The sequence below is a fragment of the Actinokineospora cianjurensis genome (genome assembly GCF_003663795.1).
GTDB classification, from domain to species: domain Bacteria; phylum Actinomycetota; class Actinomycetes; order Mycobacteriales; family Pseudonocardiaceae; genus Actinokineospora; species Actinokineospora terrae.
This window is the reverse complement of sequence record NZ_RCDD01000008.1, coordinates 230,265-251,277: the sequence shown is the minus strand read 5'-3', so window position 1 is coordinate 251,277 and position 21,013 is coordinate 230,265. Positions and strand designations below refer to the sequence as shown.

The 21,013-nt window shown below is 71.4% G+C and carries 21 protein-coding genes and 1 tRNA gene; 12 read left to right on the top strand and 10 right to left on the bottom strand.

What is annotated here, in order from left to right; genetic code table 11:
* Positions 1-2: 2 nt before the first annotated feature.
* The 3 genes from CLV68_RS30835 to glnA form a co-directional block, all read right to left on the bottom strand.
* Positions 3-1,097, bottom strand: coding sequence for a P-loop NTPase family protein (locus CLV68_RS30835; protein ID WP_121394501.1), 1,095 nt, complete (start codon positions 1,095-1,097; stop codon positions 3-5).
* 182 nt (positions 1,098-1,279) lie between these two features.
* Positions 1,280-1,486 (bottom strand): hypothetical protein, encoded by a 207-nt coding sequence (locus CLV68_RS30830; RefSeq protein ID WP_147460232.1) that lies wholly within the window; start codon positions 1,484-1,486, stop codon positions 1,280-1,282.
* Positions 1,487-1,629: 143 nt separating this feature from the next.
* On the bottom strand, positions 1,630-3,054 hold the full coding sequence (glnA, locus tag CLV68_RS30825) for a type I glutamate--ammonia ligase (protein ID WP_121394534.1): 1,425 nt from the start codon (positions 3,052-3,054) through the stop codon (positions 1,630-1,632).
* A gap of 202 nt (positions 3,055-3,256) precedes the next feature.
* On the opposite strand from glnA, the gene CLV68_RS30820 reads away from it, so the two are divergent.
* Positions 3,257-3,739, top strand: a complete 483-nt coding sequence (locus CLV68_RS30820; RefSeq protein WP_092783106.1) for an RDD family protein — start codon at positions 3,257-3,259, stop codon at positions 3,737-3,739.
* Positions 3,740-3,748: 9 nt separating this feature from the next.
* On the opposite strand, the gene CLV68_RS30815 is transcribed toward CLV68_RS30820, so the two are convergent.
* The 3 genes from CLV68_RS30815 to CLV68_RS30805 form a co-directional block, all read right to left on the bottom strand.
* A complete protein-coding gene (locus tag CLV68_RS30815) occupies positions 3,749-4,564 on the bottom strand; it encodes a GNAT family N-acetyltransferase (protein ID WP_147460231.1) in 816 nt (271 codons plus the stop codon).
* 40 nt (positions 4,565-4,604) lie between these two features.
* Positions 4,605-5,201, bottom strand: coding sequence for a Uma2 family endonuclease (locus CLV68_RS30810; RefSeq protein ID WP_246010198.1), 597 nt, complete (start codon positions 5,199-5,201; stop codon positions 4,605-4,607).
* Between the two features lie 65 nt (positions 5,202-5,266).
* The gene (locus CLV68_RS30805) at positions 5,267-5,998 is read right to left on the bottom strand and encodes a DUF4191 domain-containing protein (protein ID WP_121394498.1); all 732 of its coding nucleotides are present in this window, start codon (positions 5,996-5,998) and stop codon (positions 5,267-5,269) included.
* A 62-nt stretch (positions 5,999-6,060) separates the two neighbouring features.
* Here CLV68_RS30805 and CLV68_RS30800 point away from each other — a divergent pair, with 62 nt between their 5' ends.
* The 7 genes from CLV68_RS30800 (at position 6,061) to CLV68_RS34395 (ending at position 11,192) form a co-directional block, all read left to right on the top strand.
* The gene (locus CLV68_RS30800) at positions 6,061-8,145 is read left to right on the top strand and encodes an ATP-dependent DNA helicase UvrD2 (protein ID WP_121394532.1); all 2,085 of its coding nucleotides are present in this window, start codon (positions 6,061-6,063) and stop codon (positions 8,143-8,145) included.
* 143 nt (positions 8,146-8,288) lie between these two features.
* On the top strand, positions 8,289-8,597 hold the full coding sequence (locus CLV68_RS30795) for a hypothetical protein (RefSeq protein ID WP_121394497.1): 309 nt from the start codon (positions 8,289-8,291) through the stop codon (positions 8,595-8,597).
* A gap of 156 nt (positions 8,598-8,753) precedes the next feature.
* Positions 8,754-9,140 (top strand): WhiB family transcriptional regulator, encoded by a 387-nt coding sequence (locus CLV68_RS30790; protein WP_121394496.1) that lies wholly within the window; start codon positions 8,754-8,756, stop codon positions 9,138-9,140.
* Entirely contained in the window at positions 9,137-9,352 is a 216-nt protein-coding gene (locus CLV68_RS30785) for a hypothetical protein (RefSeq protein ID WP_121394495.1), read from the top strand. The genes CLV68_RS30790 and CLV68_RS30785 overlap by 4 nt, the downstream gene beginning before the upstream one ends.
* 154 nt (positions 9,353-9,506) lie before the next feature.
* Positions 9,507-10,109: a DUF742 domain-containing protein gene (locus CLV68_RS34400; protein ID WP_170224692.1), complete on the top strand. Its 603-nt coding sequence runs from the start codon at positions 9,507-9,509 to the stop codon at positions 10,107-10,109.
* 37 nt (positions 10,110-10,146) lie between these two features.
* Positions 10,147-11,019, top strand: coding sequence for a class I SAM-dependent methyltransferase (locus CLV68_RS30775; protein ID WP_121394494.1), 873 nt, complete (start codon positions 10,147-10,149; stop codon positions 11,017-11,019).
* Complete coding sequence (locus tag CLV68_RS34395) at positions 11,019-11,192, top strand: hypothetical protein (RefSeq protein ID WP_170224683.1); 174 nt, start codon at positions 11,019-11,021, stop codon at positions 11,190-11,192. Before CLV68_RS30775 ends, CLV68_RS34395 begins: the two co-directional genes overlap by 1 nt.
* A gap of 4 nt (positions 11,193-11,196) precedes the next feature.
* Here CLV68_RS34395 and CLV68_RS30770 read toward each other — a convergent pair whose 3' ends face one another.
* Both CLV68_RS30770 and CLV68_RS30765 read right to left on the bottom strand, forming a co-directional pair.
* Positions 11,197-12,504, bottom strand: a complete 1,308-nt coding sequence (locus tag CLV68_RS30770) for an ABC1 kinase family protein (RefSeq protein WP_121394530.1) — start codon at positions 12,502-12,504, stop codon at positions 11,197-11,199.
* Between the two features lie 181 nt (positions 12,505-12,685).
* Positions 12,686-13,759, bottom strand: coding sequence for a TOMM precursor leader peptide-binding protein (locus tag CLV68_RS30765; protein ID WP_121394493.1), 1,074 nt, complete (start codon positions 13,757-13,759; stop codon positions 12,686-12,688).
* A gap of 111 nt (positions 13,760-13,870) precedes the next feature.
* Between CLV68_RS30765 and CLV68_RS30760 the strand changes: the two genes are divergently transcribed.
* Entirely contained in the window at positions 13,871-14,401 is a 531-nt protein-coding gene (locus CLV68_RS30760) for a M48 metallopeptidase family protein (protein WP_121394492.1), read from the top strand.
* 98 nt (positions 14,402-14,499) lie between these two features.
* Here the strand turns inward: CLV68_RS30760 and CLV68_RS30755 are convergent, their stop codons facing one another.
* Positions 14,500-15,795 (bottom strand): zinc-dependent metalloprotease, encoded by a 1,296-nt coding sequence (locus tag CLV68_RS30755; protein ID WP_121394491.1) that lies wholly within the window; start codon positions 15,793-15,795, stop codon positions 14,500-14,502.
* A gap of 79 nt (positions 15,796-15,874) precedes the next feature.
* Between CLV68_RS30755 and CLV68_RS30750 the strand changes: the two genes are divergently transcribed.
* Positions 15,875-16,978, top strand: coding sequence for a YlbL family protein (locus CLV68_RS30750; RefSeq protein WP_170224682.1), 1,104 nt, complete (start codon positions 15,875-15,877; stop codon positions 16,976-16,978).
* On the opposite strand, the gene CLV68_RS30745 is transcribed toward CLV68_RS30750, so the two are convergent.
* Positions 16,975-17,511 carry a PPA1309 family protein gene (locus CLV68_RS30745; RefSeq protein ID WP_121394528.1) on the bottom strand — a complete coding sequence of 179 codons (537 nt, stop codon included), beginning with the start codon at positions 17,509-17,511 and terminating at the stop codon, positions 16,975-16,977. The two genes, CLV68_RS30750 and CLV68_RS30745, sit on opposite strands and share 4 nt — an antisense overlap.
* Before the next feature lie 191 nt (positions 17,512-17,702).
* On the opposite strand from CLV68_RS30745, the gene CLV68_RS30740 reads away from it, so the two are divergent.
* Positions 17,703-20,684 carry a UPF0182 family protein gene (locus tag CLV68_RS30740; RefSeq protein ID WP_121394490.1) on the top strand — a complete coding sequence of 994 codons (2,982 nt, stop codon included), beginning with the start codon at positions 17,703-17,705 and terminating at the stop codon, positions 20,682-20,684.
* A 166-nt stretch (positions 20,685-20,850) separates the two neighbouring features.
* Positions 20,851-20,924 (top strand) — tRNA-Met (locus CLV68_RS30735).
* The last annotated feature ends 89 nt before the right edge of the window (positions 20,925-21,013 follow it).

The window sequence follows — 21,013 nt, the reverse complement described above, 5'->3', positions numbered from 1 at the left end:
GGCTAGGCGAGTACTTCGTCGACCCCGTGGTCGACCAGTTGGGCCTCGGCCGACTCGGCTACCGCGCGGCGCAGGAGTTCGCCCGCCAGGGCGGGGGACTGCAGGTCGAGCGGGCCGTACACCGGGACGTCCAGGCCGGCTTGGGCCTCGCGGACGGCCAGTGGGGACGCGGTGAGCAGGCCGCTGACCGCCAGGACCGGGTGGTTGCCCGCGCGCAGCCGCTGCACGCCGTAGAGCGCGCCTGAGGAGTCCGCGGCGGCGAACAGGACGCCGCTGGTGATCTTGCGGATCTCGGGGCGGTCGAGCAGTTGCGCGGTCTCCGGTTGCAGCAGGCCGTCGGCGATCTCCAGCACGATCGCGTCGACGCCGCGGGCCATCAGGTGGCCGTGCAGCAGCAGGGAACTGGTCACCAGGCGTTCCAGCGGGATGCGGAACGTCGTGGCCATGCCCGCGTCGGTGAAGTCGAGCGCGGCCACCGCGCCGGAGTCGCGGAACAGCCACGGGTCGCCGCCTGCCGCGGTGCCGGTCAGCTTCGCCGCGCCGACCCGCAGGCCGGAGCGGGACAGGCCGTGCACGAGGGACGCGCAGGTGGTGGTCTTGCCCGAGTTCATCGACGTGCCGACCACGACGAACGTCGGGGGCTTGCGCAGCGCGGCCAGCGGGGCGCCCAGCGCCAGGTCGGACACGTTGATGACGTGCCCGGCGTGGTCGCCGACCAGCCCGAGCGGGCGGACCGTGGTCGGCGCGCTCACCGCGGCGTTGCGGCTGCGGACCTTGCCCAGCACGCCACCGGCCGCGACCAGGTCGCAGGCGCCGAGGTCGTCGGGCAGTTCCGCCTCGAAGTGGTCCGGGGCGTAGCGCGCGCCGTAGGCGACCAGGATCTCGTCCCCCACGTACAGCTTCGCTTTCCGGCCGTCGGTCAGCTCCAGCACCTGGTGGTACCCGACCTTGGTGACCTCGGCGAGCACCAGGTCCCCGTGCCGGGGTTGGTGATCGCTGTGGTGGACGAGGCTCAGGCTGGCGCAGCGATCGAGGTTGCGCACGGAGTAAGCCGTTTTGAGGCGTTCGACGCGCGCGGCATCAAGGGGTGCGAACATGGCTGGGTCCTCGTCGATAGCGGGGAAACGTCCGAACGAGACGTGACCGGACGTGTGCGCGGGAGCGTAAAGCCTGCCGAGCCGACAAGGGAATCCCGTACCAGGTCTCGATTCGGGAAACAGTTCTGTAACCCAGCTAACAGTGCTGGTGGAACCGGATGGTCTACCTGATCGGGTGGATTTCAGGCAGGCCCCGGCCACGCGGGCCGCACCCGCGAGGCCACTCGATCGGTCCGCACCCCGGCCACTCCGGCCACGGCGGCCCCCGGGTCGACCGCGGCGCGCAACGCCGACGCGGGGTCCACTTCCGCGCCCAGCAGGGCTTCCTCGTCGAACACGGTGACGGTGACCTCGGTGGTGACGACGAACTGGCGTCCGGTGTTGGTCATGGCACCGAGCCTGCCCGCGACCACCACCCCGGCACATCCGGACCGGACCCGGGTTCGTTCTCAGGGTCTTCCCCTCCGGGACGCCGAACGGCCGAGGGGCTGGCAGCCCCTCGGCCGTCGAGACTTCTTACCCGCTTACCGGGTCACACGTCGTAGTAGAGCCCGAACTCGTAGGGGTGCGGGCGCAGGCGCAGCGGGTCGATCTCGTGCTCGCGCTTGAACGCCACCCACGTCTCGATGACGTCGGGGGTGAACACGCCACCCTCGAGCAGGTAGTCGTGGTCGGCCTCCAGCGCGGTCAGCACCTCGCCGAGCGACGCCGGGACCTGCGCGACCTCGCGGGCCTCCTCCGGGGGCAGCTCGTAGAGGTCCTTGTCGATCGGGGCGGGCGGCTCGATCTTGTTCCGCACGCCGTCCAGACCGGCCATCACGATCGCGGCGAACGCCAGGTACGGGTTGCCGGAGGAGTCGGGGCAGCGGAACTCGACCCGCTTGGCCTTGGCGTTGTTGCCCGTGATCGGGATGCGCACGCAGGCGGAGCGGTTGCGCTGCGAGTAGACCAGGCTCACCGGGGCCTCGTAGCCGGGCACCAGGCGGTGGTAGGAGTTCACCGTCGGGTTGGTGAACGCCAGCAGCGACGGGGCGTGCGCGAGCAGGCCGCCGATGTAGTGCCGGGCGGTGTCGGACAGGCCCGCGTAGCCGGACTCGTCGTGGAACAGCGGCACGCCGTCCTTCCACAGCGACGAGTGCACGTGCATGCCGGAGCCGTTGTCACCGAAGAGCGGCTTGGGCATGAAGGTGGCCGACTTGTCCGCCGCCCACGCGGTGTTCTTGATGATGTACTTGAACAGCTGCAGGTCGTCGGCGGCGTGCAGCAGCGTGTTGAACCGGTAGTTGATCTCGGTCTGGCCACCGGTGCCGACCTCGTGGTGCGCGCGCTCGACGTTGAAGCCCGCGCCCTGCATCTTGAGCACCATCTGGTCGCGCAGGTCGGCGAAGTGGTCGACCGGCGGCACCGGGAAGTAGCCGCCCTTGAACCGGGTCTTGTAGCCCTTGTTGTTGCCGTCCTCCAGCGCCCCGGTGTTCCACCAGCCCTCCACCGAGTCGATCTCGTGGAACGAGCCGTTCTCGGTGTAGTCGAAGCGGATCGAGTCGAAGATGTAGAACTCCGCCTCGGGGCCGAAGTACGCGGTGTCGGCGAAACCGGACTCGGCGATGTACTGCTCGGCCTTGCGGGCGATGTTGCGCGGGTCGCGGCTGTACGCCTCGCGGGTGAACGGGTCGTGCACGAAGAAGTTCAGGATCAGCGTCTTCTCGATCCGGAACGGGTCGATCCGCGCCGTGTAGGGGTCGGGCAGCAGCAGCATGTCGGACTCGTGGATCGACTGGAACCCGCGCACGGACGAGCCGTCGAAGGCCAGGCCCTCGGTGAAGGCGTCCTCGTCGAACGCGCTCGCGGGCAGGGTGAAGTGCTGCATCACGCCCGGCAGGTCGCAGAACCGGACATCGACGAACTTCACGTCCTCGTCGGCGATGAAGCGCAAGACCTCGTCGGAAGAGTTGAACACGCTGCTTAGCTCCTTCGTCTCCGTCACGGGACCAGACCCGGCCCACCGCCGTCGCGGCCCTGCCGTACCCGCTCGGTGATGACGCTATGAGGGCGGTGTTGCCCGACCGTCACCCGGATGTTTCGCCGGTGTTAACGACGCCACGACGGCGGTGACGAGCATGCCAGGGCGCGTCCGGGCGGGCACCTTCTACGCTGGTCGGGTGAGCAGATGGACCGGGACATGGCTGTCCGGGCCCGGCGCGGGCCTCGACCCCGCCGACGGCCCCGTGCGCTACCGCGGCGAGCGCCTCGGCGCGCCGGAGAACGGACCGGGGTCGGTGGCGTCCAACGGCATCAGGCTCGGCGCACTGGTGATCGACCTGGTGCTGTCGTCCCTGGTGACGTCGGTGTTCCTGCGGCCGGACTACGACGACCCGACCCAGATGTGGCGGTTCAACATCTGGGCCGGTCTGGTCTGGCTGCTGATCACCGTCGCCGGGGTCGCGCTGGCCGGGTTCACCCCCGGCAAGGGCCTGCTCGGCCTGCGCGTGGTCCGGATGGACGGCACGGCCCTGGTCGGCCCGTTCCGCGCCCTGCCCAGGACCCTGCTCATCGCCGTGATCATCCCGGCGGCCATCACCGACAAGGACGGCCGCGGGCTGCACGACCGGCTCACCGGCACGATCGTCCTGCGCACCCGCTGACCCGGCTGTTCAGGCGCCCGGTTCGACCAGGTGGACGGCGTTGGCGGCGGTGGTGAAGCCGACGGTCCGGTAGACGCGGTCCGCGTCGTCGCCACCGGGGGTGAGCCAGGTCAGGTCGGCGCCGCCCAGGTCGGCCGCCACCCGGACGGCGTGCGCGGTGACCAGCGCGCCGAGGCCCCGGCGCCGGTGCTGCGCCGCGGTCGCCACCCCGACGATCTCGGTGATCCCGTCCGCCACCTGCGTCCACGACGCGACGGCCACGGCCTCCCCGTCGACCGTCGCCAGCACCGACCCGCCGTCGGCGGGCTCCGGCGGCGGCCCGCTGGGCAGGTCGACCGGCATCCCGAACGCCGCACTCGCCACCCGCGCCCCCGCGATCCGGCCCGCCTCGGCGTCCACGTAGTCGATGGTGACCCCGCGCCCGGTGTCCGGTACCCGCACCCGCTCCGGCTCGAGGGTCATCACCGGCACCCGCGCCGTGACCCGCAGCCCCGCCGCCTGGAGCAACTCCGCCGCCCCCGGGCACGCCTGCGCGATCAACTCGAACCGCAACGTCCCCGCCGGGAAGACCTCCCGGAGCAACTCGAGCCCCCGCGCCACCTCACCCGCGTCGTCAACCACGTCCCCCGGCCGCGAGGCGACAGCGTAAGAGAGGTAGGCAGGCCCATCCACCGCGATCAACCCGGTGAACGGCCCCGCAGGCACCACCTGCCTGGTCTGCAACAACACCGGCACCCCGTCATCCCCCACCACCCGCCTGGCCCGACTCAACCCGGACAACTGCGCGGCGGCGATGCGGGACGCGAGCGGATCAGCAAGAGGCACCCGCGGACGTTATCCCCGCCCCGCCTGCCTCCGCCTCTCGTTATTCCAGCTCCGCCAGGTCGATGGTGACCGGGAACGGCACCTCGGTCTTGAACACGCCGCGCGTCTCGTCGTTGCGCTGGTACCGGAACGTCTCGGTGAGATGGCAGGACTGCACCGAGGGGGCGCCGCTCGTGTCCACCATCCAGTAGTGCGGGATGCCCGCCTCTGCGTACTCGGTGAACTTCGCCAGCCGAGTGGTGCGATGGCGTCCCGGCGAGATGATCTCGATGACCACCTCGACCTCGTCGGCCTGGATCAGACCGCCCTCCGCGGCCAACCGCTCGGCGGCAGACTCGTGGAAGACGATCAGATCCGCTCGGCGGCTGTACCCGGGGCCGTCGGGCGGGCCGTACCCGAGGTCGATGTCAAGGCACTGGACGACCCGCAGGTGGGCGGGTAGTTGCGGCTTGATGATCCGGAACAGCTCGCCGGAGGCGGACATGTGCGACAGGCTGGGACTTGGGGACATCAGCAGTCGGCCCTCGAGCAACTCCGTGTAGCCGCGCCCGGTGGGACCGAGCGCGGCGTACTCCGCAATGGTCAGCAGCTGTCGGGGAGCGCTGAGCACGATGTCGTGCCGACGTGTCGCGATCACTGGCGCCTCCTCGCAGTCGATCACGAGGATGCCAGACGAGTGCGCCGAACGGAGTAGTGGGGTGCCTACCTGCGGCGCATTGTGCGCTGGACGCTGCGCATCTTGGCGCCCGCGGGCATGGGGCCCTTGGGCATGGCGGCGCCGCCGCGGGCGGAGATGGCGGCGAGGCGCTTCTCGACGGTGTCGATCTGGGCGGGGCGGAGGTTGTTGGGGAGCTTCATCAGGTGCTTCTGCAGCTTGCTGAGCTCGACCTGGCCCTCTTCGCGGCCGACGATCACGTCGTAGATGGGGGTGTCGCCGATCAGGCGGGCGATCCGCTTCTTCTCCTGGGCGAGCAGGGTCTTCACCCGGTGCGGGGCGCCCTCGGCGACCAGGACGACGCCGGGGCGGCCGAGGACCCGGTGGATGACGTCGAGCTGGGTGGTGCCGTTGACCGCGGTGGCCACCCGCCAGCGGCCGCGCAGGAAGTTCTCCAGCACCCAGCCAGCCGCCCCCGGCTGGCCCTCCGCCTTGCTGAACTGGGTGCGCTGCACCCGCCGCCCGAACAGGATCACGGCCGCGAGCAGGCCGAACATGATGCCCACCGGCAGCAGGTACCACTCGATCCCGAGCAGCAGCCCGATGCCGAAGGCCACCCCGCCCAGCACCACGACGGCGCCGATCATGAGCGGCAGCAGCGCCTTGTCTTCCTTGCGCTGCATGGAGAACGCCTGGAAGATCTGCGCGCGCCGAGCCTTGGACGCTGCCTTGCGCGTCTTCTTGGCTTCCTTGGCGGCCGCCTTGTCCTGCTTAGCCATAACCACCAGGATACGGGGCCGCCTCCCCCGGTTGGTGGGCGCGCTCTGTCAGGATGCACGGCATGGCTGGCGCGGACACGGACCTGATCGCCGGGCTCGACCCGGAGCAGCTCGCCGCGGTGCGCGCCCCGCGTGGCCCCGTGTGCGTGCTCGCGGGCGCCGGGACCGGCAAGACCAGGACGATCGTCAGCCGGATCGCGCACCTCATCGGCTCCGGTCACGTCACCGCGGGCCAGGTCCTGGCGGTCACCTTCACCGCCCGCGCCGCGGGGGAGATGCGCACCCGCCTGCGCGCGATGGGCGTGCCGGGTGCCCAGGCCCGCACCTTCCACTCCGCCGCGCTGCGCCAGTTGCGCTACTTCTGGCCGCGGGTCGTCGGCGACGCGCAGTGGGACCTGGTGGAGACCAAGTTGCGGCTGGTCGGGCAGGCCGCGCACCGGGCGGGCACGGGCACCGAGCGGGAGGCGCTGCGGGACCTGGCGAGCGAGATCGAGTGGGCCAAGGCGTCGCTGATCGCCCCGGAGGACTACCCGGCCGCTGCCGCCCGCGTGCGCCGCGACACCCCGGCCGCCCCCGAGTTGGTGGCGAAGGTCTACGCCGGGTACGAGGCGCTGAAGAACGCGGCGAGGCAGCTCGACTTCGACGACCTGCTGCTGCACACCGCCGCCGCGCTGGAGGAGCACTCGGAGGTCGCCGAGGAGTTCCGCGACCGGTACCGCAGCTTCGTCGTCGACGAGTACCAGGACGTCACGCCGTTGCAGCAGCGCGTGCTCGACGCCTGGCTCGGCCGCCGCGACGACCTCACCGTCGTGGGTGACGCCAACCAGACCATCTACTCGTTCGCGGGCGCCTCGCCGCGGCCGCTGCTCGACTTCACCCGCCGGTTCCCCGAGGCGGCGGTGATCCGCCTGGAGCGCGACTACCGGTCGACGCCGGAGGTCGTGTCGCTCGCGAACCGGGTCATCTCCGCGGCCCGCGACAGGCCCGCCGGGTCCAGGCTCCGTTTGGTCGGTCAGCGCCCGGCAGGGCCAGAGCCGAGGTACGCCGAGTACGACGACGAGCCCGCCGAGGCCACCGCGGTCGCCGCCCGGGTCAAGGAGCTGGTCGAGGCAGGCACCCCGCTCAGTGAGATCGCGGTCCTCTACCGGATAAACGCCCAGTCAGAGGTGTACGAGCAGGCGCTCACCGAGCTGGAGATCCCCTACCTGGTGCGCGGCGGCGAGCGGTTCTTCGCCCGCCAGGAGATCCGCCAGGCGGTGGCGGCACTGCGCACGGCGGCGTTCAACGCTCCCGAGGGTGAGCTGCCCGCGGTCGTGCGGTCCGCGCTCGCGCCGGTGGGGCTCACGGAGGAGCCGCCCGCGGGTGGGTCTGCCCGGGAGAAGTGGGGGTCGCTGTTAGCCCTGGTCGAGTTGGCCGAGGAGTTGGCGGCCGCGGACCCTGACGCTGACCTGCCGCGGTACGTGGCCGAGCTCGACCAGCGCGCTCAGGCCCAGCACCCGCCGACGGTCGAAGGCGTCACGCTCGCCTCGCTGCACGCGGCGAAGGGCCTTGAGTGGGACGCGGTGTTCCTCGTTGGTCTTGTCGACGGCACGTTGCCCATCCAGCACGCCGACGGTGATGACGCTGCCATCGAGGAGGAGCGCCGACTGCTCTACGTCGGTGTAACCCGTGCGCGCGAGCACTTGTCGCTGTCGTGGGCTCTTGCCCGGACCGAGGGCGGTAAGCGCTACCGCAGGCGAAGCCGGTTCCTCTACGGCCTGATCCCCGAGAACCACCCCACCGCGCGGGTCGCGGCGTCCCGGCAGCGTGAGATGCCGCGGCAGGCGATGGCGCGGGGGATGAACCCGGTGCGGTACTGCCGGGTCTGCGGCGACAAGCTGGTCGGCACGATGCCGGTCAAGCTCGGCCGCTGCGAGAGCTGCCCGTCCGACCTGGACGAGGGCCTGCTGGAGAAGCTGCGCGAGTGGCGGATGGAGCGGTCGCGGGGGCTCAAGGTCCCGGCGTACGTGATCTTCACCGACGCGACGCTGCTGGCCATCGCCGAGCAGCGCCCCGCCGACCGGGCCGCGCTGGTGGCGATCTCCGGGGTCGGCGCGACCAAGCTGGACCGCTTCGGCGCCGAGGTCCTGGCCATCGTCGCGCCGTGAACCACCGGTCGAGCGGCCCGGCCACCGGTCGGGTGATGTGTGACCGGGGTCACGGGAAGTTCTGGAAATTGGGTTGCACGGCCTCTATCAGGGCCAATAATCTGCTGAGGCAGGGCACGAAGTGCCCTGGACAGTCCAGCCGAGTGATCAAGCGTAGCAGGAAGGTGGTGGCCATCGTGGTGATCTTCATGACCAACCAGCAGGGCACCGGCTTCCCGTCGTCCGCTTGCGTCTCCGCTCGTCTGCGCGCCATCGGCGGCTATGTCCCCGCCACGGCGTGGCGCAGTGAGCGCGGCAATGGCACCGGTGTCTTCGCCGGGGCCGCACAGGTCGCCGCCACCAAGACGGCTCCGCCCGTCGTCGTCGAGCACGCGCTGCCGGTCACCACCGCCCGCACCGCCGATCTCGTCGTGAAGCAGCACCCGTCCGCAGCCTTGGGCTGGGGGACTTGACGCGCCGTCAAGTAACCCCAGGCCCCGAGGCCGCGGACTCCGACACCGGAGACCGCGGCCTTTTTGTTTGCCCAGGAACACCACCACATGACACGTCACCAGCTTTCCCCAGAGCACCACCAGCAGGTTTCCCAGACTTCACAGGAGTTCACCACCATGAGTACCGCCACCGCACCCCCGCCCGGGGTGTTCCCCGACCTGCTGAGCCCCTCGGGCTCGGGGGTCAGCGAGCTGCTCGACGCGGCTCCCTCGGCCGGGTTCGACCTGCCCTGCCGGTCCACCACGAACCCCGACCTCTGGTTCGCCGACGCCCCCGCCGAGCTGGAGCGCGCCAAGGTCCTCTGCGGCGACTGCCCGGTCCGGGCCGCCTGCCTCGCCTCCGCACTCGCCAGGCACGAGCCGTGGGGTGTCTGGGGTGGGGAGATCTTCGAGCGCGGCGTGGTCATCGCCCGCAAGCGGCCGAGGGGTCGTCCGCGCAAGGAGGACGTCGCCAGGGACGCCGCCGAGCTGGTCGCCCGCGAGCAGAACGAGGTCGCCGCATGAACGCGCTGCTCAACGACCCGATGCTCGACTTCAAGCCAGAGGGTTCCCCGCAAATGTTGATCTATGAGAATCTCGCCCGTTCTCGAAGGCTCGAGGCGGAGCAGGCAGCGCACGCGCGGCGCCTGGTCCGCCGGTTGAGCGCGGCCAAGCGATGGCAGCGGGTCTCGCAGTGGGCGGCACGGCGCGCCGATCGCGCCACCGCCACGCTGTAGGTCCGCACCCGGGTCCGAAACCCACCGTGGTCACCCGCGGTGGGTTTCGGCCGTTCGGGTGGAGAAACACGGTGGCAACCCCGATGTCATCGAACCCGCCCGTGCCGGCGCTACCGTGGCCTTTCCTGCCCTCGAGCAGCGTCTGGACGTGGTGATGCACAGCGACGACGCGAGCACCGCCGGTGGCGAGCGCGAGCGCGCGGTCGAGGTCGGGCGCACCGGTGCCCGGTTCGGCCCGCCGGGACAGTGGCGCGGCACCGACGACGAGGTGGAGCTACCGGGTCCACCCGCCGACCTGGGTCTGGTCGGCGCCCGCTTCGGTGGCAGGCGGCGCTTCGAAGAGGTCCCCGTGGACGAACCCGAGCCCGTTGTCGCGGCAGCGGGACCCGAGGTCGAGCCGGCGGCCATGTCCGACGCCGAGTGGATGTCACGTCCCCAGGCCCACGCCCTCGTCAGGCCCTACGCCTGGACCGGCGGCCGCACCACGGCCAGGGCCGACCTGGCCCTCGAGGCGCTGGTCAGCACCGTCGAGGTGCCCGTGCGGGCGTCCTGGGAGCACCGGATGATCACCGAGCTGTGCCTGAGCCCCCGCTCGGTCGCCGAGGTCGCCGCCCTGGTCTCGGTCCCCCTCGGCGTGGCCAGGGTCCTCATCACCGACCTCGCCGAACGCGGCGTCCTCGCCGTCCACCAGGCCGTCGAGGGCACCCCCGACCTCGACTTCATGAGCCGGGTCCTGTCCGGGCTGCGCAAGCTCTGACTTTCCCGAACCCGCCCCCGCGCCTAGCGTCGGTGCCATGGCGCACGCGCACACCCACGACGGGATCGACTGGGCCGCCCGCGTCGGCCACCTGCGGCGGGCCGACGAGATCGAGGCCGACGCGCTCGCCGCGGTGGCCAGGCGGTTGCTGGCCCTGCTGCCCGGCAGGCCGACCGTGCTCGACGTCGGGTCCGGCACCGGCGGCATGGCGGCCGCCCTCGCCACCGAGATGGGGGACGAGGGCGGGCGGGTCGTGCTCGTGGACGCCGAGCCCGCGCTCCAGGAGATCGCCGTGGACCGGGTCAGGGCCGCCGCGGGTGACCGGGTCGACGTGGTCACCGTGCTGGCCGACGCCATGGACCCGGACCTGCCCGCGCTCGTCCCACCGGGTGACCTGCTGTGGGCGTCCGGCGTCGTGCACCACCTGCCCGACCAGCTCGCCTGCCTGACCGCGCTCGTCCGGCTCCTGCGCCGCGGCGGGCTGTTCGCCCTGCGCGAGGGCGGCCTCACCGCCCGGTGCCTGCCGTGGGACCTCGGCCTGGGCGAACCCGGCCTCCAGGACCGGCTGCACGCGGCGCGCGACGCGTGGTTCGCGCGGCTGCGGACCACCATGGACGGCTCGGTGCGGCTGCCGCTCGGCTGGAACCTGGCCATGGTCAAGGCCGGTCTGGTGGACGTGACCTCGTTCAGCTACCTGGTCGACCTGCCCGCCCCGGCACCGCTGCCGGTCCGGCGCGCGGTGGCCGACTGGCTGGGCGGGCTGGCCGCGGTGGCGGGGGAGGGGTTGGGGGCGGCGGACCAGACGACGGTGCGGCGGTTGCTCGACCCGGACAGCCCTGATTGGGTGGTGGACCGCAACGACGTGTTCGTCCTCGGGGCGTCCACGGTGTACCTGGGATCGGTGCTCTGATGGCAGCGGTGACCTGCTCGATGTGCGGGCGCGACCGCGACGGCGACCCGCCGCTGGAGGCGCTGGCCTGGGCGGCGGAGCAGGACGAGCGCGGCACGACGTGGCTGTGCCCGGCGTGCGCGCGCAAGCACGTGCGCGACATCGAGGGGAAGTTGCCAGCCGACTACTGGTGAGCGCTCACTCCTCCTCGGCGAAACCGGGCTGCCACCGGGTGATGATCGCGCGCATCGAGAACTGGGCGTCGAGTTGGCAGAGGATGCCGGTCGCGCCCGCGGTCACCCGCTGCACCAGCAGGTACTGCGGCGGCAGGTTCAGCGACCGGCCGGTCTTGAAGTCCTGGCCGCGCAGGTCGCCGACCCGTTCGGCCTGGCGCTGCATCCAGGCCCTGGTGAAGTGGAACGTCTCCACCGAGGCGGGCTCGGCGAACGGCGCCAGGTAGGCCAGCACGTGGTCGGGGTCGAGCCGCATGCCCTCGCGGATGAAGCCCTCGTCGCGCATGAGCTCCATCAGCTCCGCCGAGCGGCCCTGCAGCGACAGCCGGGTCATCGCGCCGAGCGGCCACGGCAGACCTTCCGGCAGCCGGGCGACCGCGCCGAAGTCGATCACGCAGAGCCTGCCGTCCGGCGTGAGCATGAAGTTGCCGGGGTGCGGGTCGGAGTGCAGCAGGCCCGCGCGGGCTGGCGAGGAGAAGTGGAACTCCGAGAGCAGCCTGCCCGCGGTGTCGCGCTCCTCGCGGGTGCCGCCCCGGATGACCGCGGCCAGCGGCGTGCCGTCCACCCACTCGGTGATGGTGACCTTCGGCGCGCTCGCCACCACCCGCGGCACCAGCACCAGCGGGTCACCGGCGAACGCCTTGGCGAAGGCGCGCTGGTTCTCCGCCTCCGCCCGGTAGTCGAGCTCCTCGACCATCCGGTCGGTCAGCTCCTGCAGCAGCGGCTTGATCTCCATGCCCGGCGCGAACGGCTGGAACAGCCTGCTGAACCGCTGCAGCTGCCGCAGGTCCGACAGCAGCGCCTCGTCCGCGCCCGGGTACTGCACCTTGACCGCCACCGCGCGCCCGTCGCGCCACACCGCGCGGTGCACCTGGCCGATGCTCGCCGCCGCCGCCGGGGTGTCGTCGAACTCGGTGAAGCGCGCCGCCCAACCCCGGCCCAGCTGCTGGGCCAGCACCCGGTGCATGGTCTGCGCGCTCATCGGCGGCGCCGCGGCCTGCAGCTTGGTCAACGCCTCCCGGTACGGCTCGGCCATCTCGTCGGGCACCGCGGCCTCGAACACCGACAGCGCCTGGCCGAACTTCATCGCGCCGCCCTTGAGCTGCCCGAGCACGGCGAACAGCTGCTCGGCGGTGCGGGCGGACAGCTCGGCGTTGACCGCCTCGGCGCTCTGCCCGGCCAGCCGCTTCCCCCAGCCGCCGACGGCCCGGCCAGCGACCCCGAGCGGGATGCTGGCCAGCCGAGCGGTCCGCGCGGCGGTCTTGCGTGGCATCTCGGTCACCACCCGATTGTCCCTTGTCCCGCGCCGCGATCGCAGGTGTTTAGCGGTCCGGATATCGGAAGACGCCTCACACCGGCCGCGTCCGCCCAGCTCGGACCGCAGAACCGGACAGCGGTGCCCAATGCCCCCGCCCGGGGTGTTTAGTCGCCCGATCGGGGAAGCCTGCGACGGACTAGCCGGTTTGGCCGGGTTCGCGCGCCCGGATCAGGTGGCGGTATGTGGGCTTGGTCGCCGCGCCGCACGGGCAGCTCGCGTGCGGCAGCCACCGCCGGTGGTCGACGGTCGCGGTCAGCGGGTCGACCTCCACGGTCGCGTTCCAGGTGGCGGGCGGTCTGCCCGTCGGTTCGCGCAGCCACGACACCGCGCGCAGCACCTGCGTCACCGCGAGACCCGCGGTGAGCTGCGTCGTGGCCAGGTCGGCCGACTGGGGACGGCCCGCGAGCTGGGTCGCCAGCCTCGGCCAGCACGGGTCGAGGTCGGTGCGGTGCTGGTCGGCGCAGTGCAGGCAACTGCTCACCCCCGGCACCACCAGCGGGCCGACGATCCCGACCCCGTCGCGCACCAGGACCGCCAGGTGCGCCTGGCCCTGGGCGGCCATGGCCAACGCCGTCGCCGGGTCCGGCACCACGGCGTCGGCCAAGACCACCAGGTCGGGCCGGAACCGGGTGAACCGCCGGAGGACGACCGCGTGGTCGACCCGGCTGACGGCCTCCTGCGCGGCCACCACCCGCGGCCTGCCGACGTCTTCGGCGCGGTACCCGGTGCCCACGTCCTGCGCCAGCACCGACCCCCGCGCGGACACCTGCAACCGGCCGACGCCGGACGCCGCGAGCAGCCGGGCCACCGCGATCGCGAGCCTGCCGTCGCCGTCCACCCGGACCCGCAGCCCGGACCGCTCGGCAGGCGAGGGCAGCCCCGGGCGCAGCGCCGCGGTCAGCTCGTCGGCCGCCAACCGGGACGGCACCCGCGCCGACTTCGCCGCGTCGTCGACCAGGCCGTGCTCGACCAGGTCTCGCACCAGGGCCCGCAGCATCCGCCGGTGCGGTGGGCCGACCCCGGCGACGACCTCGTCGGCCGTGCGGACACCGGTGAGCCCGGCAGCCGCGGCGGCCACCTGGTCCGGCAGGCCGCTGACCACGAGCGCCCGCCTGGGATCGAGGCCGAGTTGGAGTTCGCCGTCGCGGCGGCGCAGCACCGCGAGACCGGGCCGCAGCCGCGGCCGTCGGGGGAGGGTCCGTTCACGCATGGCACCAGGGTGCCCGCCTGGGCCGGATGGCGGATCGAGTTGTCCACAGGTGGAGAGTCACACCCGCCCGGTCCTCCCGCGTTGTCGGTGTTGCCCCTTACGGTTGTCCCCGTGGCCGAACCCCGCGTCGAGGTGCGCCGGAGCAAACGCAGAACCCGCACCGTCACGGCGTACCGCGAAGGTGACACCGTGATCGTCCTCATCCCGGCCAGGCTCTCCAAGAAAGAGGAGGCCCACTGGGTCCAGGAGATGCAGCGCAGGCTCCTGCGCAGCGAGACCAAGCGGCGCTCCCCGGCCCGCACCTCCGACTCCGCCCTGCTCGAACGCTGCGGCGAGCTCTCCGCGAGCTACTTCGGCGGCCAGTGCCTGCCCCGCTCGGTCCGCTGGGTCCCCCCGATGCGCACCCGCTGGGCCTCCTGCACCCCGGTCGACCGCACCATCCGCGTCAGCGAACGCCTCCGCGAGGTCCCCGCCTGGGTGCTCGACTACGTCCTGGTGCACGAACTGGCCCACTTACTCGTCCCCGGCCACGGCCCGGACTTCTGGGAACTGGTCCACGCCTACCCGAGGACCGAACGCGCCGTCGGCTACCTGGAGGGCCTCTCCGCCGCCGCGGGCTGGGGGATCGCCACCGAGGAGTGACCGCGACACGCCGTGACCTCGGCAACGCGGTGACCGCGACAACGACGAAGGTGGCCGACCGGGACGAACCCTGGTCGACCACCTTCGGTGCGTTCTGGCTAGTCCTCGGGCTTCTCGGCCTCGCGCTCGGCTTCCTCGGTGCGCTGGAGTTGCGCGATCGGGTCGTCGGCCGGGCTGGAGCCGAGCCGCTGGATGAAGTCGATCGGCTCGTCGAGGTCCTCGGTGGTGGGCATGAGGTCGGGGTGCGCCCACAGGCCGTCGCGGACGTCGATGCCGTGCTGGTCGGTGACCAGGCGCCAGAGCGCGGTGGCGGCGCGCAGGCGGCGGGGCCGCAGCTCCAGGCCGACCAGGGTGGCGAAGGTCTGCTCGGCCGGACCACCGGAGGCGCGGCGGCGGCGCAGGGTCTCGCGCAGCGCGTCCGCGCCGGGCAGCCGGTCGGTGACCGCCTCGCCGACGACCAGGTCGACCCAGCCCTCGACCAGGGCGAGCAGGGTCTCCAGCCGGGTGAGCGCGGCCTGCTGCTCCGGGGTCGTCTTCGGCTCGAGCATGCCCGACTGCATGGCCTGCTCGATGGTGGCCGGGTTCGCCGGGTCGACCTGGGTCGCCAGCTCCTCCAGCGCCGAGATGTCGACCTTGATGCCGTTGGCGAACTCCTCGACCGCGCCGAGCAGCCGCTGCCGCAGCCACGGCACGTGCGCGAACAACCGCTGGTGGGCGGCCTCGCGGGCGGCGATGAAGACCATCACCTCGCTGGCGGGCCGCTCCAGGCCCTTGGTGAACTCCTCGATGTTGGCAGGCAGCAGCGCCGCGGTGGCGTCCGGGCCGAGCGGCAGCCCGATGTCGGTGACCGTCAGCACCTCCGACCCCAGCTGCGCCAGCGCGCCGCCCAACTGCGAGCCGAAGGCCATGCCGCCCATCTGCCCGACCATCGCCAGCAGCGGACCGGCCTGCGCCTTGGCCTCGTCTGGCAGCGCCTCCACCCAGGCCCCGGCCATCCGCTTGGCCACCGGGTCGCACAGCCGCTGCCAGGTCGGCAGCGTGTGCTCCACCCAGTCGCGGGCGGTCCACGCCTTGGTCGTGGTGGCGCCCGCCGGCAGCGTCGTCACCGGGTCCAGCCACATCTCGGCCAGGTGCACCGCGTCGGTGACCGCCGTGTGCGCCTCGGCAGGCGCGGTGAACCCGATCTGCCCGGCGAGCTTCTGCACCGCGATCTGCTTCGCCAGGTCGTAGTTGACCGGACCGCTCGACGTGCCGGCCTGGCTCATCATCTGGCCGAGCTGGCTGAGCATCTGGCCGAGCTGGTCGAACGGGTTCTCCTGGCCGTCGCCGCCTTGCTTGCCACGGTCACGGTCATCGGGGTTCGGCATGGTGAAGCCGAACGGGAACTCGTTCATACGTCCACGGTACGCGGCATCCGGGGCCCCGCGCCGTCCGGTGATCCGCCCTCGGCGAACGCACGTACCCTGTGGCGTCGTGAGCACCGCACCGGAGTCACCCACCCCCCAGCCGCCCGCCCCGGACGTGCCGCTCGTGCGGGCGGGCCTGACCCGGCGCGGCTGGACGATCGTGGTCAGCTTCGTGCTGACGGTCGCGCTGCTGCTGGTCGGCCTGCTGGTGCCGATCCCGTACGTCTCGCTGGGCCCCGGCCCGACCTACGACACCCTCGGTGACGTCGACGGCGTGCCGATCGTGCGGGTCGACGGTGAGAAGAGCCACGCCACCACCGGTCAGCTGCGGATGACCACGGTGTCGGTCAACGACGAGATCAGCCTGTTCGGCGCGCTCGGCCTGTGGGTCAGCGGCCGCTACGCGGTGGCCCCCCGCGAGGACTACTTCCGGCCGGGGGAGACCGAGGAGCAGATCGAGCAGCAGAACACCAAGATGTTCCAGGACTCGCAGAGCAACGCCGAGATCGCCGCGCTGCGCCACCTCAAGTACCCGATGAAGGTCATCGCCACGGAGATCACCTCGGGCGCCCCTGCCGACAAGGTGCTCGCGCCGGGCGACCAGCTGCTGGTGGTCAACGGCAAGAAGGTCGCCGCGGCCGCCGACGTGCGGGCCGCGCTCGCGGGCACGACCCCCGGACAGGGCATCTCCATCACCTACAAGCGTGACGGCCAGGAGAAGACGGCCACCATCGCGCTGGCGAGGGCGACCGACTTCGGTCAGGACGACCGGCCGGAGGGCTTCATCGGCCTCGGCGCGGGGGAGCGCCCGGACGTCGCCTTCAAGACCACCATCTCGCTGCAGAACGTCGGCGGCCCGTCGGCCGGGCTGATCTTCGCGCTGGCGATCGTCGACCGGCTCACCGACGAGGACCTCGCCGGTGGCGCCACCATCGCGGGCACCGGGGAGATCGACGCGGCGGGCACCGTCGGTCGCATCGGGGGCATCCCGTTCAAGATGGTCGCCGCGAAGGAGGCCGGGGTGAGCGTGTTCCTGGTCCCCGAGGGCAACTGCGCCGAGGCCAAGGACAACGCCCCCGAGGGGCTGCGGCTGGTGAAGGTGTCCACCCTGGACGGCGCGGTGCAGGCCCTGCAGGACATCAAGGCGGGCCGCCCGGTGCCCGGCTGCTAGCGGAAGGTGTCCAGCAGCGCCGTGGTGAGGTTCTGCGCGAGGCCGGGGTGCTCGACGATCTCGTCGACGCCCTCGCCGTCCGCGCCATCGGCACCGCCGCTCGACCGCAGCCGCAGCACGCACGCGACAGTCCCGTCCCGCAGCACCGCGGCCACCAACCGGGCCTCGCGCGCGGCGGGGTGGTCCACCGCGGCGGCGTTCACCGTGTCCGCGTCGGCGTCCGGCAGTTCGGACTCCGCCTCCGGTGGCAGCATGACGATCTCCTGCGCCAGCGCGCATCCCACGACCGCCTCCGGCCACAGGATCGTGCCGAGCGCGGCGCCGAGGTCACCGTCGGGCAGCGCCTCTTGCGCTACCGGGGTCAGCGCGGCGTCAGGGTCGACCTGGCCGACCAGGTCCGGTTCCTCGCTCAGCAGGTGCGCGGTCGGCACCAGCGCGAACAGTTGCGGCGGCTGGTCCCAACCGCCGGTCGCGACGAACTCCTCGACCTCGCGGGCCGCGGTCGGCAGGTCCTTGGTGCTCACGCGGGACATGGTCGCAGGGGCGCCGGAGCCGGTGACCACGCACCCCGCCGGTCCCGGAGTAGTCCACAACCCGCCGGGTTATCCACACATTTCGGACACCCGCGCGGGAACCCGGACCGGCCCTAATAGAGTTGAACAACCAGGACGGCCCAGCTCGTCCGTGGTGAACGTCGAAAGCCAGCGAACCTGGAGCGTGCCCAGTGGCCACTCGGCCCCCGATCGGTCTGCCGAAGCTGTCGCGGCGCAGTCGGATCCTGCTCATCATCGCCGCCGCGCTGATCCTGTTGTTGTTGGTCGGGTCCCGGCTGCTCAGCACCTACGTGAACTGGTTGTGGTTCGGTGAGGTCGGGTTCCGCTCGGTGTTCACCACCGTGCTGTGGACCAGGATCGCGCTGTTCTTCGCCGTCGGTGCCCTGGTGGGTGGCGCGCTCGCGGTGAGCCTGTGGGTCGCCTACCGCACCCGCCCGGTGTTCGTGCCGGTGTCCAGCGCGGACGACCCGCTCGCCCGCTACCGGTCCACCATCGTGCAGCGGGTCCGGCTCTTCGGCATCGGCCTGCCGGTCATCATGGGGCTGATCGCGGGCTCCGCGGCCCAGTCGGACTGGCAGCAGATCCAACTCCTGCTCAACGGCGGCGAGTTCGGCGTGCGCGACCCGCAGTTCCAGATCGACATCGGCTTCTACGCCTTCACCCTGCCGTTCATCACCTGGCTGATCAGCTGGCTGTTCGTCACCGTCGCGGTGGCGTTCTTCGGCGCGCTGGTGACGCACTACCTGTTCGGCGGGATCCGGCTCGCGGGCAAGGGCGGCCAGCTCGCCGCGCCTGCCCGCATGCAGCTGTCGATCACCGCAGGCGTGTTCGTGCTGATCTACGCGGTCGACTACTTCTTCGAGCGCTACGAGTTGCTGTTCAACAAGCACGACCTGTTCAGCGGCGCGAACTACACCGACCTCAACGCGGTGCTGCCCGCCAAGCTCATCCTGATGTTCATCGCGGGCTTCTGCGCGGTGGCCTTCTTCGCCGGTGCGTTCCTGCGCAACCTGCAGCTGCCCGCGATCGCGACCGTGCTGCTGATCCTGTCCGGCATCCTGGTCGGCGCGGCGTGGCCCGCGGTCATCCAGCAGTTCTCGGTGCGGCCGAACGAGAACGCCAAGGAGTCGCTGTCCATCCAGCGCAACATCGAGGCGACCAGGCTGGCCTACGGGCTCACCGACAAGACGGTGAAGACCGAGGACTACGCGGGCACCACCGACGTCTCGCCCGCCAAGATCCGCTCCGAGCAGAGCAGCTCCAACACCATCTCCAACGTGCGCCTGCTCGACCCGAACATCCTGGCGCCGACCTTCACCCAGCGCGAGGGCCGGGAGAACTTCTACGGCTTCCCGGAGAAGCTCGACGTCGACCGCTACACCGTCGACGGCAAGACCCAGGACTACATCGTCGCCGCGCGCGAGATCAAGACCTCCGGGCTCACCGAGACCCAGGGCGGCTGGATCAACCGGCACATGGTCTTCACCCACGGCAACGGGTTCGTCGCCGCGCCAGCCAACACCATCAACTCGGCGCTGCAGGACTCCAACGACCAGGGCGGGTACCCGGTCTTCAAGGTCAGCGACCTGACCAACGACGGCCCGATCAAGGTCAAGGAACCGCGGATCTACTTCGGTGAGCTGGCCACGGACAACTACGCCATCGTCGGCGGCAAGGACAACGGCCGCCCGCTGGAGTACGACACCTCCACCAGCACCTTCAGCTACACCGGCGCGGGCGGCGTGCCGATCGACGGGCTGTTCAACAAACTGGTCTTCGCCGCGCACTACACCGAGCGCAACATCCTGTTCTCGTCGCAGATCGAGGACGGCGCCAAGATCATGTACAACCGCAACCCGCGGGACCGGGTGAGCTCGGTGGCGCCGTGGCTGACCCTGGACGGCGACCCGTACCCGGCGGTGGTCGACGGGAAGATCCTGTGGATCATCGACGGCTACACCACGCTGGAGAACTACCCGTACGCGCAGCGGACCTCTCTCGGCGAGGCGACCACCGACTCGCTCGACGGCGTCGTCCGGCAGGACAACCGCACCATCAGCTACATCCGCAACTCGGTCAAGGCCACCGTCGACGCCTACGACGGCACGGTGAAGCTCTACTCGATCACCGACGACGACCCGGTGCTCAAGGCGTGGCAGGGGGTCTTCCCCGGCACGGTGCTGCCGTCATCGGACATCTCCGACGACCTGCGCTCGCACTTCCGGTACCCGGAGGACCTGTTCAAGGTCCAGCGCGAGCTGCTGTCCAAGTACCACGTGTCCGACGCGGTCGAGTTCTTCTCGCAGAAGACCTTCTGGAACGTCCCGGCCGACCCGACCGAGGACGGCGCGTCCAACGCGGCCAACAACGGCGCCAAGCAGCCGCCGTACTACGTGCTCGCCCAGGCGCCCGGCCAGACCAAGGCCACCTTCCAGATCACCAGCGCGCTCAACTCGCTCAACAGGCAGTTCCTCGCCTCGTGGGTGTCGGTGTCGTCCGATCCGGCGGACTACGGGCAGATCAGGGTGCTGCGACTACCCACCTCCGGCGCGGCCCAAGTGGAGGGTCCCGGCCAGGTGCAGAACCGGTTCCAGACCACACCGGAGGTCGCGGAGAACCGAACGCTGTTCAACAACCCCAGCGTCGCGCCGAGGTTCGGCAACCTGCTGACGCTGCCGGTCGCCGGTGGCCTGCTGTTCGTGGAACCGATCTACATCCAGCGCAAGGACGCCAACGCGTTCCCGCAACTGGCCAGGGTCCTGGTGTCCTTCGGCAACAAGGTCGGGTTCGCGCCGACCATCGACGAGGCGCTCGACGAGGTCTTCGGCAAGGGCACCGGTGAGATCGCGCCCAAACCGGGCGATACGACGAACCCGCCGAGCAGCACCTCGCCGCCCACCTCGACCACGACCCCGCCGCCCGGCACCGGGGGCAGCGAGCTCGACCAGGCCGTGCAGGCGCTGAACACGGCCATCGCGCACCTGCGCCAGGCCCAGCGCGACGGTGACTTCGCCGAACAGGGCAAGGCACTGGCCGAACTGGACGCCGCCGCCAAGCAGTACGACGAGGCCAAGGCCAAGGCGGGCGGCACGACCACCACCCCGTCCTCGCCCGGGGCGTCCCCATCGCCGACACCAGCCCCAGGCGGCTGATCCCGCACCACCGACCCGGCAGGCCCGCCCCGCGACCCAGCGGTGGCGGGCCTGCCGCGTTTTCCGGTTTCGCGGCCCGGAAAAGAACGACAACGGTGACCCCACTCACCAACGCCCACCCTGATTTGCCGTAACCCCACCCCCCGTGTAGTGTTACAACTACCGACGCGGGGTGGAGCAGCTCGGTAGCTCGCTGGGCTCATAACCCAGAGGTCGCAGGTTCAAATCCTGTCCCCGCTACAAGGCTGAGGGGCCCCTATCCACGGAAAGCGTGGATGGGGGCCTTTTCGCGTTGTATTTGGGGGCCGAGCCCCCAAGCCCCCACGGGG